This is a genomic window from Pricia sp., assembly GCF_041745955.1.
Taxonomy (GTDB): domain Bacteria; phylum Bacteroidota; class Bacteroidia; order Flavobacteriales; family Flavobacteriaceae; genus Pricia.
Map to the genome: position 1 here is coordinate 33977 of NZ_JBGTHY010000325.1, position 13958 is coordinate 47934.

General features: G+C 44.0%; 12 protein-coding genes and 1 pseudogene. 6 read left to right on the forward strand and 7 right to left on the reverse strand.

Annotation, left to right across the window (positions count from 1 at the left end):
- Positions 1–638: 638 nt before the first annotated feature.
- A complete protein-coding gene (locus tag ACEW8S_RS11935) occupies positions 639–1502 on the reverse strand; it encodes an RNA polymerase sigma factor RpoD/SigA (RefSeq protein ID WP_091867845.1) in 864 nt (287 codons plus the stop codon).
- 163 nt (positions 1503–1665) lie between these two features.
- On the opposite strand from ACEW8S_RS11935, the gene ACEW8S_RS11940 reads away from it, so the two are divergent.
- The 5 genes from ACEW8S_RS11940 (at position 1666) to ACEW8S_RS11960 (ending at position 7541) form a co-directional block, all read left to right on the forward strand.
- On the forward strand, positions 1666–2175 hold the full coding sequence (locus ACEW8S_RS11940) for a DUF6155 family protein (RefSeq protein ID WP_373518376.1): 510 nt from the start codon (positions 1666–1668) through the stop codon (positions 2173–2175).
- A gap of 52 nt (positions 2176–2227) precedes the next feature.
- Positions 2228–3157: a 2-hydroxyacid dehydrogenase gene (locus ACEW8S_RS11945; protein WP_373518377.1), complete on the forward strand. Its 930-nt coding sequence runs from the start codon at positions 2228–2230 to the stop codon at positions 3155–3157.
- A gap of 134 nt (positions 3158–3291) precedes the next feature.
- On the forward strand, positions 3292–4800 hold the full coding sequence (locus ACEW8S_RS11950; RefSeq protein ID WP_373518378.1) for a DEAD/DEAH box helicase: 1509 nt from the start codon (positions 3292–3294) through the stop codon (positions 4798–4800).
- A 192-nt stretch (positions 4801–4992) separates the two neighbouring features.
- Complete coding sequence (aroC, locus tag ACEW8S_RS11955) at positions 4993–6060, forward strand: chorismate synthase (protein ID WP_373518379.1); 1068 nt, start codon at positions 4993–4995, stop codon at positions 6058–6060.
- Between the two features lie 155 nt (positions 6061–6215).
- Positions 6216–7541 carry a dicarboxylate/amino acid:cation symporter gene (locus ACEW8S_RS11960; protein WP_373518380.1) on the forward strand — a complete coding sequence of 442 codons (1326 nt, stop codon included), beginning with the start codon at positions 6216–6218 and terminating at the stop codon, positions 7539–7541.
- Positions 7542–7595: 54 nt separating this feature from the next.
- Here the strand turns inward: ACEW8S_RS11960 and ACEW8S_RS11965 are convergent, their stop codons facing one another.
- The 5 genes from ACEW8S_RS11965 to ACEW8S_RS11985 form a co-directional block, all read right to left on the reverse strand.
- Positions 7596–8390 carry a DUF1206 domain-containing protein gene (locus tag ACEW8S_RS11965; RefSeq protein WP_373518381.1) on the reverse strand — a complete coding sequence of 265 codons (795 nt, stop codon included), beginning with the start codon at positions 8388–8390 and terminating at the stop codon, positions 7596–7598.
- A gap of 143 nt (positions 8391–8533) precedes the next feature.
- On the reverse strand, positions 8534–8971 hold the full coding sequence (locus ACEW8S_RS11970; RefSeq protein WP_373518382.1) for a thiol-disulfide oxidoreductase DCC family protein: 438 nt from the start codon (positions 8969–8971) through the stop codon (positions 8534–8536).
- Positions 8972–8976: 5 nt separating this feature from the next.
- Positions 8977–11157, reverse strand: a complete 2181-nt coding sequence (locus ACEW8S_RS11975; RefSeq protein WP_373518383.1) for a DNA mismatch repair protein MutS — start codon at positions 11155–11157, stop codon at positions 8977–8979.
- 166 nt (positions 11158–11323) lie between these two features.
- Complete coding sequence (locus tag ACEW8S_RS11980; RefSeq protein WP_373518384.1) at positions 11324–12343, reverse strand: hypothetical protein; 1020 nt, start codon at positions 12341–12343, stop codon at positions 11324–11326.
- Positions 12318–12842: a hypothetical protein gene (locus ACEW8S_RS11985; RefSeq protein WP_373518385.1), complete on the reverse strand. Its 525-nt coding sequence runs from the start codon at positions 12840–12842 to the stop codon at positions 12318–12320. Before ACEW8S_RS11985 ends, ACEW8S_RS11980 begins: the two co-directional genes overlap by 26 nt.
- A 249-nt stretch (positions 12843–13091) precedes the next feature.
- On the opposite strand from ACEW8S_RS11985, the gene ung reads away from it, so the two are divergent.
- Positions 13092–13757, forward strand: a complete 666-nt coding sequence (gene ung, locus ACEW8S_RS11990; RefSeq protein ID WP_373518386.1) for a uracil-DNA glycosylase — start codon at positions 13092–13094, stop codon at positions 13755–13757.
- Between the two features lie 4 nt (positions 13758–13761).
- Here ung and ACEW8S_RS11995 read toward each other — a convergent pair.
- Positions 13762–13958, reverse strand: a pseudogene (locus ACEW8S_RS11995) (ABC transporter substrate-binding protein); the annotation flags it as partial.

Sequence of the window (13958 nt, forward strand, 5' to 3'; positions counted from 1 at the left end):
GCTTATTGCTGTAAAGCCGGTCTTCTGGGTAGCTGTGGAGTGAAAACTGATATTTTGCAACCATCGGGACCAGATTAACAGCGTTTACAACAAGATTTTAAGGTTACACCACAATTAATTGTAATCATTGGGAGTATTGAATAAGTTTACTTCATCAAACAAATACAGCGGCCCAAATCGCTTCCAAAATCTAAAATTGATCCAATAACTTAACCTACGAATCTTATGCTTTACGACACTTACGGAGAAGAGTACCTAGCCTTCTTACAAGACCTCAACGAAATCTTAAGTCTCAATGAATTGGTGGAGTTGGATTATATGTAGAACTGGAAACAGGCTACCGTCCCAAACCCAAATCCCCAATTTTTAAAACCTACTGTTATGGCAAATCAAAATCATAGTAATGCGGATTACCTTAATTTTATCGCAAAACTGAACGATATTCTTTCTTACGAAGAAATCGGCACATTAAATTATTCTTAGTGTTTTAGTGTTTAGTTGTTTTTAGTGAATTAATTGTTTAGAAAGGAGGCCTTGAAAGGCCTCCTTTTTTATTGATGCAAAAAGGGAGGCCATTTACATGGCCTCCCTTTTTGTTATCAAAAGCGATTAGCGTGCCGTCTAGAACGTTCGGCGTTTTATCCAAGATAGGTCTTCAACAGTTTACTTCTGGAATTATGGCGTAGTTTTCTGATGGCCTTTTCCCGGATCTGTCGTACCCTTTCACGTGTCAGATCAAAAGTCTGTCCGATTTCGGCTAGGGTCATGGACTGCTGGTCGCCGATTCCATAATATAATTTTACTACGTCCGCTTCCCTTGGGGATAAGGTCTCTAAAGCACGGTTGATTTCTGTGTTCAGGGACTGCTGCATCAGCAATTTATCCGGCCTTGGCGATTCTCCCGAACGCAAAACGTCATACAGGTTGGAATCTTCCCCTTCGCGTAAAGGTGCATCCATCGATACGTGGCGTCCTGAGTTCTTGATGGACTGTTTCACCTCGCTTACGGTCATTTCCAATTCCTTGGCGATTTCCTCTGCGGATGGCGGACGTTCGTGGGCCTGCTCCAAGTAGGAAAATGTCTTTTTAATTTTATTTATCGAACCGATCTTGTTCAACGGAAGCCTTACCACGCGCGATTGTTCCGCCAGTGCTTGAAGGATGGATTGTCGAATCCACCAAACTGCGTAGGAGATGAACTTAAATCCGCGGGTCTCGTCGAAACGTTTGGCCGCCTTGACCAATCCCAAATTGCCCTCGTTGATCAGATCTGGTAGTTTCAGACCTTGGTTTTGGTATTGTTTGGCCACTGAAACAACAAACCGTAGGTTTGCGGTTGTCAATTTTTCAAGGGCGAGCTGATCACCTGCACGAATTCGCTGTGCCAGTTCTACCTCCTCGGAGGCATTGATCAGGTCGATTTTACTGATATCCTGCAAGTACTTGTCCAACGATTTTGATTCCCGATTCGTTACCTGCTTGATAATCTTTAGTTGCCTCATATGTACATTTTGGATTTTGGAGTTCTACAAGAGAGTAGTATACAGCTTAATTCTGTCTTTTCCAAAAAGATGTAGGTATTCTTATACAAAATTTATGAGAAGTTTAAGGACTTTTGGACAAAACACCCATAAATTCGATAAATTGCAATCCACAAACCCGTAAATGAGCAAGCGCAAACTTAAAAAGTATCTATCGGAATTAAAGAAGGATGCTATGGAAGAGCAGTTACTCGATCTTTACAGTCGGTTTCCCGTGGTCAAGGAGTATTATGATTTTATCTTTAATCCCAAAGAGGATAAGCTGTCACAAGAGGCCAAGTCCAAAATATCAAACGAATACTTTCCCATTAAACGTAGAAAGCCCAAAGCGAGGCGTTCGGTGGCCCAAAAGTATATCAAACATTTTATCAAGTTGGGTGTCGAACCCCATATTATCGCCGATGTGATGGTATTCAATCTTGAAATCGCCCAGGCCTTCGCCAGGGATAGAAATGTGCCGGACGCCTTTTTTAAAAGTATGATGAACTCGTTTGAACAGGCAGTACAGTACGTTTCCCTCAACGGACTCTTGGTGGATTTCAAGGAAAGAATCACAAATATCTATCATGAAACACAAGAAAAAGATTGGTTGTTTGGAGAAGGTTTTTCGAGGGTTTTGGATAGTATTGATTGAGATTCAACTAATTTTATCCTACAAAACATAGCGTTCAATCCCAACTTAAAAAATGGCATTAGTAATTATAAGACAAGATGGTAAAATAGACTTTTGGAAAGCAGCTTTAATGGCAGAATCTCCCGAATTGCAGGTGTACAGCTATTTGGAAGACCATCCAAAGGATAAAATAGAGATGGCCTTGGTCTGGAAACATCCCGAGGGTTGTTTGGCAGAATATCCCAATTTAAAATTGATCGCTTCGAACGGGGCAGGGGTGGACTTTATCTTCGAAGATCCCGATGTTCCCAAGGGTATTCCCATAACGCGCATTGTCGATACGAAATTGGCCGAGGATATGTCCGAACACGTGCTGGCGGTCATTTTAAGCCACCTTAAAAATCTGGATACCTACAGACTACAGCAGACCCGAGCTATCTGGAAGCCAAGAGATTACTATCGCATATCGGATTTTACGGTCGGAATAATGGGTCTGGGAGAACTGGGCGGCGTTTTGGCCAAAGATTTGGTGCGGTTCGGATTTAAGGTTCAGGGTTGGGCGAATTCCCAAAAATCCCTTAGTACTATGAAAACCTTTGCCGGGGATGAAGAAGTGTCCGAATTTTTGTCATCCTCCGAAATACTGGTCTGCCTTTTGCCGCTAACGGATAAAACAACCGGTATTTTAAATACTTCCCTTTTTAAGAAACTTCCTAAGAACGCCTTTGTTATCAATGTAGCTCGTGGAGGACATCTGGTAGATAACGACCTGATCGAAATGCTGGATAACGGCCATCTTTCCGGTGCCGGACTCGATGTGTACCATCAAGAACCCTTACCGACCTCGCATCCGTTTTGGCAACATGAAAAAATCCACATGACACCGCATTACGCGAGTGTTTCTGAACCGAAATTCGTTGTTCCACAAATTTTGGAAAATTTTCAACGCATGAAAGCGGGCAAACCGTTTTTAAATGAGGTTTCGCGGGATAAAGGATATTAGGGTAAGTGATTTTAAACAAAGCCATATTCTAACCGATAAATTTCGTCCGAACACAAATTTGCTTTAGTTTTGCAAAATTGAACTTGTGCCAAAGCGTTTAATATTATGCGGGCGCACTAAATTTGACAACCTACTTGAAAGTACAGAACCACACCGTCGAAAAGACCCTTTACGATTATCAAGAGGAGGATCTGAATACCATTTTCGAGCACTTAAAAGAGACCTCGAACGGCAATCTCCTCTATCAGTTGCCGACCGGTGGTGGTAAAACAGTGGTCTTCTCGGAAATTGCCCGACGCTACATCGCAAAGACTGGTAAAAAAGTCGTGGTTCTTACCCACCGTATCGAACTGAGCCTACAAACGTCGAAAATGCTCACGGGCTTCGGGGTCAAGAACAAGATCATCAACAGCGAGGTTAAAGAGTTTTCGGACCAGGACAATTATACCTGTTTCGTCGCCATGGTCGAGACCCTGAACAACCGTCTACAGGAAGAAAAAGTAGAAATCAATGGTATCGGATTGGTCATCATCGACGAGGCACATTACAACTCTTTCCGCAAGCTGTTCAAGTTTTTTAAGGACTCCACCATTCTCGGTGTTACGGCGACTCCCTTGAGCTCGAACATCAAGTTGCCGATGAAGGACAACTACCAAAAGTTAGTCGTTGGGGAATCTATCGAAGCCCTGATCAAAAAGAATTTCTTGGCCAAAGCCAATGTTTACAAATACGATGTTGGATTACAGAGTCTGAAGTTGGGTATCAGTGGCGATTATACGGTCAAGTCTTCCGAAGAACTTTACGGAAATCATAGCATGCTGGGGAAGTTGCTGGCCGCATATAGGGAGATTGCGGAAGGTACCAAAACCCTGATATTCAATAATGGCATCAACACTTCGAGATATGTCTACGAAACCTTTAAGAAAGCCGGCTACAACATTCGCCATCTCGACAACAAAAACAACGCTACCGAACGCAAGGAAATTTTAAAGTGGTTTTCGGAAACCCCCGATGCCATTCTGACTTCGGTCAGCATCCTCACCACCGGTTTTGACGAACCTACGGTGGAGACCATCATGCTCAATCGCGCGACCCGTTCCTTGACGCTGTATTTTCAGATGATCGGCCGTGGTTCACGTATTTTACCCGATAAGGATAAGTTCAATGTTGTGGATTTAGGGAACAATGTGGCCCGGTTCGGTATATGGAACGCCCCGATAGATTGGCAGGAAATTTTCCATTTCCCGGATTTTTATTTGGATAATATCAAGAACGACGAAGACATCGAACGGGAATTCGTATACGAGATGCCATCGGAACTTCAGAAAAAATTCGAAAAATCGTCGAACATCGAATACGATATCAAGGCGGAATACAAGAAAGTCTTTGCACAGGGCCTGAAGTCTAAACTCGTACTTGAACGCAGTATTGAACAACATGCCGAAATCTGTGTCGAAAATTCCGAAGACGTCTTTGACGCCCGCATACTCGCCAAAGAACTAAAGGAAGATATTGCATATCGCGTACGCCAGTATTCCTATTGTATCATGAACAACACCAAGAATTACAAGGAGTGGTTGGAGGAGGATTATGAGCGTAAATTGCGCTCTAGCATTTCGAGGCGCTTTGCGGCTAGAATGTAGTTGGAAGAAGTAGTAGGCGGTGGTTTAATTTGCCTTCTTGCAAAATTTCATTTAAGGTTTAAGCCTGCCGTCGGTAGGTTCATGGTCCAAGGTGTTTCAAATATTACTTTGAACTTTGAACAGCTACGAAGTAGCGATTAAACCTTGAATTTTTAAAGTTTAGATGGTAGTACAAACTCTTAATCTCTAGAAATGTCGGGAAATTCCTTTGGAAATCTTTTTAAACTGACCACTTTCGGCGAATCGCACGGGGTGGCCATAGGCGGTGTTTTAGATGGTTGCCCCTCGGGCATTGAAATCGACCTCGTAGCCGTTCAAAACGAGATGGACCGCCGAAAACCGGGACAATCGGCCATTGTGACCCAGCGGAAGGAGCCGGATACCGTGGAATTCTATTCCGGAATTTTCGAGGGAAAGACCACGGGTACGCCCATCGGTTTCGCCATTCACAATACGAATCAAAAATCCAATGATTATTCCCATATCAAGGATTCTTACCGGCCTTCGCATGCCGATTATGTCTATGACCAGAAATACGGGTTCCGCGACTATCGCGGGGGTGGCCGTAGTTCTGCCCGTGAAACCGCAAGTAGGGTAGTGGCCGGCGCGATTGCCAAGCAGTTTTTATCCCAGATAAAAATCAATGCCTTTGTTTCCCAAGTCGGAAAACTGAAAATGGATATTCCCTATCAGCAACTGGATTTGGCGTTGACGGAATCAAACCCCGTCCGCTGTCCACATCCCGAAACGGCTTTGAAAATGGAGGAATATATTAAGGAGGTGCGCAAAGAAGGCGACACGATTGGTGGTATTGTCACTTGTGTGGCACAGAATGTACCGATCGGTCTGGGCGAACCGGTTTTCGACAAACTGCATGCCGAACTGGGCAAGGCCATGTTATCCATCAACGCCGTGAAAGGATTCGAATACGGTAGCGGATTCGAAGGCGTTCAAATGAAAGGCAGCGAGCACAACGACCAGTTCAATCAAGATGGAAGTACCAAGACCAACTATAGTGGTGGTATACAGGGCGGTATAAGCAATGGTATGGATATTTACTTCAATGTGGCTTTCAAGCCCGTGGCGACGATAATCCAACCTTATGAAACTATCGATAAGGAGGGCAATAAGGTAACCACGAAAGGCAAAGGCCGGCATGATCCCTGCGTGGTGCCTCGGGCCGTGCCCATCGTTGAGGCGATGACGGCCCTAGTTCTGGCGGATTATATGTTGTTGAACCGAACCATAAAGTTTGAATAAAGGATACGGGTTACGGGTTGAAAAAAATTAAACCCTAACCATCGACCATTCATTTGGCCTTCGACCAGTAACCTGTAATCCCTTGCCTGAAACTTAAATCAACTTTAACCGTTTACTTCCAAAAAACAGTATCTTTCCATCCTAAACCAACTTTTATGCGCAAATTTGAATTGCATTGGCAGATTCTAATTGGAATGGTCGCCGGTATCCTCTTCGGATTCGGAATGACCTATGTGGATTGGGGAAGGGATTTTGTACAGGATTGGATAAATCCGCTCGGGACGATTTTCGTCAAGCTGTTGAAACTGATCGCGATTCCCCTCATCTTGGCATCCTTGGTCAAGGGTATTTCCGATTTGAAGGATATTTCTAAATTCCGTAATATCGGCCTTCGTACCATTGTCATCTATATCTGTACGACCGTAATTGCCATAACCATAGGTCTACTTTTGGTAAACGCCATTAAACCCGGAAACGGAATTTCTGAGGATACCATTGCGAGACTCACCGAAACGTACTCCCAAGATAGGGGAGTGACCGATAAATTGGAAGAAGCCTCCAAGCAAAAGGATAGCGGTCCCCTACAATTTTTGGAAGATATGGTACCTGATAACGCTTTTGCCGCACTTGGCGATAATAGTCTGATGCTTCAGGTTATCTTTTTCACCATCTTTTTAGGGATTTCGATGTTGCTTATCGGGGAAAAAAAATCCAAGCCCTTAAAACATTTTTTCGATGCCCTTAACGAGGTCGTCCTAAAAATGGTCGATTTGATCATGCTTACGGCACCGATAGCCGTGTTCGCCCTGCTGGCCAACGTGGTGGTCTCATCGGGAGATCCCGATTTGTTGCTGGCACTGTTAAAGTATTCCGGCGTAGTGATACTCGGGCTTATATTGATGATTGTCTTTTACAGTTTGGTCGTGGGCACCTTTACCCGTTATAATCCTCTGACTTTCTTAAGTAAAATGGCTCCCGCACAGCTTTTGGCCTTTTCCACGAGTTCCAGTGCCGCGACCTTGCCGGTCACTATGGAAAGGGTGGAGGAACATATTGGGGTAGAAAAGGAAATTTCAAGTTTTGTACTCCCCGTAGGCGCCACGATAAATATGGACGGGACAAGTCTCTATCAAGCCGTTGCCGCTGTCTTTATCGCGGAGGCCCTAAAATTTGATTTGACCTTTGCCAATCAACTTACCATAGTTTTGACCGCGTTATTGGCCTCAATCGGTTCCGCCGCGGTACCTGGTGCCGGTATGGTCATGCTGGTTATCGTATTGGAATCCATTGGTTTTCCACCGGACAAACTGGCCATTGGTCTTGCACTAATTTTTGCTGTCGACCGGCCGTTAGACATGCTGAGAACTGTGGTCAACGTTACCGGCGATGCTACTGTAGCGATGATGGTGGCCAAATCAACAGGCTCGGTTATAAAGCCTAAAATAAAAGATTGGGACGATAATCTTGATAAGGTGAAATGACGTTTCACATCCTTCGGACCGGGAAAACTACATGTAAAATCCACGAAACCGATATCAGTCATCAAATTGTCGGTACCGTGCCATGGTAAACATATAGATTCCGTAACATACTAGGCCCGCTGCCACTAATCCCAACAACCAAGGTCCCGAGGAATTTTGTTGTATAAATGAAAATGCTTCCGAAGTACCCTTGACTTCTTCCGAACCGCTTCCACCGATACCGAACCCGGCCTTTAGAAAGAAATAGGCAACGATTGAGGTAAGGATACCTCTTGCGACAAGTCCCGCGTAGCCCATGTTTTTAATAAATTTTCGTTTTGAACCATCGGTAATTGATCCAATTTGAAATTTTTTCAAAAAATCACCTTTGTATGCTTTGACGAATTGATAAATCCCTTTTCCTGCCAAAGCAATCCCGACGGCAATAAAAATGTATTTTCCAATATCGCCCGACAAAAAAGAACTACTGCCCCCACCCCCGCCCGAACCTGGGGAAGGACTACTGAAAATGTCAACAATTGCGAAAATTCCTAAGCCCAAATAAATTAGTCCACTGATAAAAAAGCTTATCCTTTTGATAATTCCCTTGGTGTCATCACTTATATTTTCAGGATTTTGCACACTTTGTATGAACCGCCATACGGCGTAACAGATAAGGCCCACCCCAAGAATGGCCAAAATGACTTTTCCGAAAGGCTGTTTTTCCAAAAATTCTAACACTTGAAGTTTACCGGCTTTCTGGCCACCCATGCCAAAAGCCGTCATAAAGGCAAGTACTCCCGTAATGGCATATACAGCTCCCTTTGCGGCATAGCCAACATAGGCCGTTTTTTTGATTTTATCATCCATGGTAATGGTTTTTAGTAGTATACTCTTGCTAGATTACCAATAAACCAGAACATTACTTAGCCCATTTAGGTTTATTTTTAAACGGAATGTTCTAAAAGGTCCCAATCCAGTTGCTGAAGTTTGGCATGTGGGAGGATGGCGAATTATGCTAAGAACTTCGCCTTCAACTCCGGCGTAGGTATCATACATTGTTCTCTTTTGCCATACCATTTGTACCGATTTCTGGCGATAAAATCGTATACATTATTTCGCAGTCCACTGGGAATCAGATAAAGTATACCTGAAATAGTTCGGTATCCCTTAAGATGTTTCCCGATTTGGAGCGCGGCATCGGATTTGTCATAATACGCTACGCCTGGTTCTATCAGTAGTATGGAATCGACATTTTCGGTATCGATATTCCGCTCCTCGATCAGTTTTTTGCCGATATCACTTTGTAAGGCGGCATACCGAAAAACATCCTCTTTATCGTGCTTGATTATAAACTGAATGGCGCCGTTACAAAGGTTGCAAACGCCGTCGAAGAGAATTAACTTCTTATCCGATGCGATATATGGATTTTTTTCTGACTCTGAATTCATAACTCTTAGCTTTTAACTGTCTTGCGCTCTACCAACTCCAACTTCTCCAACCCTATATGGGTCGTAAACTGTCCATAGTTAACTATGGCCTTTTTCTTTTCCATGGAATCGATACTGCCCACGGCTTTACCATCTTGCATACGAACGCGGTCACCGATTTTAAAAATGGGCAGTGGTTTGCTCTTTTCCTTGATAATCGCCTTTTTCTGTTCTACTTTCTTTTCCTCCCGAATGTCTTTGACCTTGTTCCGCGCATCTTGGGCCACTTCGGCCTGTTTCACACGTTCGGCCTTGGCTGTGGCGGCAGATTTTTTCTTCCGTTTACTATTTTCGATCTCCACGATTTGTAATAGTTCGGATACTAAGGGACGTTTTTTATTCCCTTGAAAATATTTGGCGGCGGCCTTGTCCACTTTATTTCCCAACAGAATCATCCGCTGATCATGGTCGTAAAGCTCTTGGTAATTCTCCAGTTTGGTTTTGATCTTGGCGTTGAGCTTTTCCAATCGTTGTGCCTCTTCCCGGGCTTTTGACTCTTCTTCCTGCAAACGCGTGCCGGTTTGAGCCATCTTGCTGCGTTCCTTCTGCAGTTTAGCGATTGTAGCATCGAAACGGACTTTGCCCCGTTCGATTTTCTTTTTGGCCTTGTTGATCAGGGTATAGGGAATACCATTTTTCTGCGCCACCTCAAAGGTAAAAGAACTACCGGCCTCGCCCAATACCAGTTGAAAGGTAGGCTCTAGGGTTGCACCGTCGAAAAGCATGTTGGCATTTGTGGTATGGGGCAGTTCGTCGGCCAAGGCTTTGAGGTTGGCGTAATGCGTGGTGATTATGCCATAGGCTCCACGTTCATAGAAGACTTCCAAAAAGGCTTCCGCCAAGGCCCCACCGAGTTCGGGGTCACTGCCCGTACCGAACTCGTCGATTAAAAACAGGGTTTCGGCATCGCACTTCCTCAAAAATCGGTTCATGTTCTTGAGCCGGTAACTGTAAGTACTCAGGTGGTTTTCGATGGATTGGTTGTCCCCGATATCTGTCAATATCCGATTAAACAGACAAACGGAACTCCTTTCATGAACGGGAATAAGCAGTCCGGATTGAAGCATCACTTGAAGTAGGCCGATGGTCTTTAAGGTGATACTTTTGCCGCCGGCATTAGGTCCGGAAATTACGATGATCCGGTTTTCGGATTCCAGTTCAATGGTCTGGGGATAGGTCTTTTCGTTCGTTCGTTTATTGCTCAAATACAGTAAGGGATGATAGGCATCCCTAAGAAATAAGCGTTTTTCAGAATTGATTTCCGGCAACAAGGCTTTGGTGTCGTCGGCGTATTTCGCTTTTGCGGCGGTAACATCTATATGCGCCAAAAAACCCTGATACTCGGAGAGTAGATTAGCGAACGGCCGTATGCGATAGGTCAAAGTATTGAGTATACGCTGCACCTCTTCATTCTCGTCGAATTCCAGATGGTTCAGTTCCCGACTGTATCTTAACGTGGCCTCCGGTTCTATGTAGACGATACTTCCCGTTTTGGAGGTGCCCATTGTCGTGCCTTTGATTTTTTTCCGATACATGGCCTTCACCGCCAGTACCCTTCGGTTTTCAACGACCGATTCCCGAATATCGTCCAAATAATCCGAGCCGTTGTAGAGGTTCAGGGCGGATGCGAAACTTTGTCCGATTCTTCCCTTTACTTGGTTCATTTCCCGTCGGATGTCAAATAATATCTCCGAAGCATCATCCTTCACTTCGCCGAACTTGTCGATTACCGCATCGATTTCAGCGGGAATATCGCTATTGGCCTCGATGGTTTCCGATGCCCCAAAAAGCAACGGATAATAGTCCTTGAATTTTTTAAAGAATTTTTTATGGGATAGTACCGTCATACAAATGTTCCCGATTTTTCGGAAGCCAGGCACCTCCAAAGTGGTATTTTCGATTCTAAGCAGCTTTAACTCCTTGTTTATGGGGTCAAAACCGTGATTGGGAATCCTGTTTTCGTTGGTAAAGGAGGATAGATATTCCGAGGTCTGGCCCAACACCTCAAGTAATATTTCAGCATCGGAAATAGGTTGTATCCCAAAAGCGTTCGCCTTTCCCAACTCCGTATTGCAGCGAGTGGAAACCTGTTGTAAGACCGTAGGAAATTCAAGGTCTTGGAGCGTCTTTTTCGGAATTTTTACCATCTACGTTTTAATCGAGGGCAAAGTTACGGTTTTGATGGGAGAATGAACGATCAAAAAATTAGGTCACGTCACTACTTTTCTTAGAGGTATCGATGTCGAACGGCAAGCAAGAAATATAGTTACAACCCGACCATCTGGTCGAATCATAACTTTCATAACCGTCCTTTTAATCATTGGAAATACCGATCATTGTCCCATATTTTTGTCGAACAGTACTGAATATCAGCTTCCAGTCTATAAGAAGAAAGCAAATCAGCCGGTATTTTGTAAAAAATAAGCCCATCAATATGCCTATGGACGTATGCATGAGTATGACCGTAATCAAATAGGCGTTGCGCCATTTGCTGTTGAAGAAGACGACAAAGCCACAAACTTCGATGATTATGGTCATCAACGCAAAAAAGGATACCACAGCGGGTTTTGAAACCAACCAGTCCGCTATTTTTTCATTGAATGCCGAGCGTTGGAAATTGCCATAGGTATGGGCCTGAAAACCATAGTTATCCTTAAAATGTGTTGTTTGCGATTCAGATGCGTTTGCAATCAGCAATTGTCTTGAGCCGGCGGGATATCTGGAATCGTGGTTTTGAAGGTAGAATGTCAGCGTAGAACCATCCAGCCAATCCGCACCCCCATATCGGATCTTGGAAATACCTGCGGTAAAATAGGTAACGACCACCAAGGTCAGAACTAGGTTTATTCCCCAGCCCGAGGTGTGGATTTTCCGGTCTGAATTAAATACGGAGAACTTTTTAAAGAGAAGACTATCCACAGAAATTCGCATCGACCCGGGCACCATGGCCAGAATTAGCAATATTTGGCTTGGCAGGGAATAGTTATGATCGAAATTCCCTAGACCCTCGACAAATCCTTCCAAAATAAAAGATGATACTGCAAGTATGAAGAGGTTGAATCTTCCTAGAAGCCCGATAGCGGCACCCAAGGCGCTTATGATAATCAAGACCAAAAACGGAAAATACATTTCTTGCACATAAAAGAACATCCCATCGGGAAAAAGACTTACGATCCACGTTTTGGCAAGGGCTTCGTGGGTGTAGAGATCGATGGAAGAAACGGTCTTTAATTTGTTTGCCGTACCGCTACCCATGATCAGGGCCAAACAAAACCGCAGGACACTTAATGGATTGTCCAGCACTAGATCAAAATTGGTTTTTAGGGTTTTCATAAGCGGATATATATTTTTTAAGTTTGACATCGTAGAAGCCCAAAATTTCACACGGGGCAATATCCTGTCTAGAGGCATCGACCTGCTTTACTTTCAGGATTATTTTATCGAGGGGCAACTGTTTTTCCTTGTCAAGGAACGCGGCATACCCTTCAAAAAAATCGTTCATTCTGTGTTGAAATGCGGCTTTATTTTCTGAAAGTCTCCTAGCAAATGGGGATACCGATTCTGAGGAACCATATACCTTACTAAAAAAATAGCGGATGAAAAAGGTCTCGCTTCTTCCATAATTATCTTCCAAATCAACGGTTTTACAGGCATTACTGCCTTCGAACTTAAAAACGCATAGTTTGCTGTCCTCATTAATTTGATGTGCGAACATAGGTGCGCAAGTATAGGGAAAACTGGCCACCCCGAAATAAATGGCGAAAATGTTCGGCAAGAGAACAATGGTCCATATCAACACGGCATACTTTGATTTCCAAGATTTAAAACCCATATCCGACTATTCTTAAAGTTTTGTTTTAAGACGCTGAACTTAAATTGTGTTCAATATGCATTTGCTAATGCGTCCAAAAAAAATCCAGCGGAAACCTTAAACGGGATAAACTATCGATTATTTATATTTTTCGATAACTGGTCAGGATTTGGGGATGAACAAATAGCAGGTGTTCCGCTCAAAATGCCGATCGGAAGCTTAGTTTTGGTTATTTTTGGCTAGTTTATAATGGACGAAATAAAAGTAGAAATGCCCGTAAACATAGAAGAGCGCTGGAAACAAGAACTGGCACCGGAATTTGCACAGCCCTATTTTTCCAATTTGACCGCATTCATCAAAAAGGAATATGCCGAACATACCTGCTATCCGAAAGGTGGGGATGTTTTTGCGGCTTTTGATCACAGTCCTTTCGATGAAACGAAAGTGGTCATCATCGGGCAAGACCCCTATCACGGTCCGAATCAGGCAAACGGACTCTGTTTTTCGGTAAAAGATGGCATACCGCATCCGCCTTCGTTGGTCAATATCTTCAAGGAAATCGAAACGGATCTGGGAAAGCCATACCCACAAAGCGGAAATCTGGAGCAGTGGGCGGAGCAGGGCGTACTGCTGTTGAACGCCACCTTGACCGTGCGTGCGCATCAGTCGGGCAGTCATCAGAACAAGGGATGGGAAATCTTTACGGATGCCGTAATCCGAAAACTATCCGCTGAAAAAGAGGGACTGATTTTTTTGCTCTGGGGCGGATTTGCCAAAAGGAAATCGGCTTTAATAGAAAGTAGCAAACATCATGTGCTGACCTCGGGCCATCCCTCTCCCTTAAGTGCCAATAGGGGCCATTGGTTCGGCAACAAACACTTTAGCCAAGCCAACGACATATTGCGGAAAATTGGTGGGAAATCAATAGACTGGTAGCGGTTTATCGAAGAATTCTATTTGCGCTCAGAGGGCTATCGATCAACTTTAGGTCATTCAATGTACGCTGCACGTTTTCAATATCTTCGACAGCCAATTGTTCTTGACTCCACTGGGTAAGGGACAACCATTCCCGAATATCTTCCAGCTTTTGTCCGTAGCGATTGGCGAGGGTTCGGTCAATGCTCGGAATTTGCTTGA

Coding starts and splice junctions, on each gene's coding strand:
- ACEW8S_RS11935 (WP_091867845.1), bottom strand. CDS start 1,502: ATGAGGCAACTAAAGATTATCAAGCAGGTAACGAATCGGGAATCAAAA.
- ACEW8S_RS11940 (WP_373518376.1), top strand. CDS start 1,666: ATGAGCAAGCGCAAACTTAAAAAGTATCTATCGGAATTAAAGAAGGAT.
- ACEW8S_RS11945 (WP_373518377.1), top strand. CDS start 2,228: ATGGCATTAGTAATTATAAGACAAGATGGTAAAATAGACTTTTGGAAA.
- aroC (WP_373518379.1), top strand. CDS start 4,993: ATGTCGGGAAATTCCTTTGGAAATCTTTTTAAACTGACCACTTTCGGC.
- ACEW8S_RS11960 (WP_373518380.1), top strand. CDS start 6,216: ATGCGCAAATTTGAATTGCATTGGCAGATTCTAATTGGAATGGTCGCC.
- ACEW8S_RS11965 (WP_373518381.1), bottom strand. CDS start 8,390: ATGGATGATAAAATCAAAAAAACGGCCTATGTTGGCTATGCCGCAAAG.
- ACEW8S_RS11970 (WP_373518382.1), bottom strand. CDS start 8,971: ATGAATTCAGAGTCAGAAAAAAATCCATATATCGCATCGGATAAGAAG.
- ACEW8S_RS11975 (WP_373518383.1), bottom strand. CDS start 11,157: ATGGTAAAAATTCCGAAAAAGACGCTCCAAGACCTTGAATTTCCTACG.
- ACEW8S_RS11980 (WP_373518384.1), bottom strand. CDS start 12,343: ATGAAAACCCTAAAAACCAATTTTGATCTAGTGCTGGACAATCCATTA.
- ACEW8S_RS11985 (WP_373518385.1), bottom strand. CDS start 12,842: ATGGGTTTTAAATCTTGGAAATCAAAGTATGCCGTGTTGATATGGACC.
- ung (WP_373518386.1), top strand. CDS start 13,092: ATGCCCGTAAACATAGAAGAGCGCTGGAAACAAGAACTGGCACCGGAA.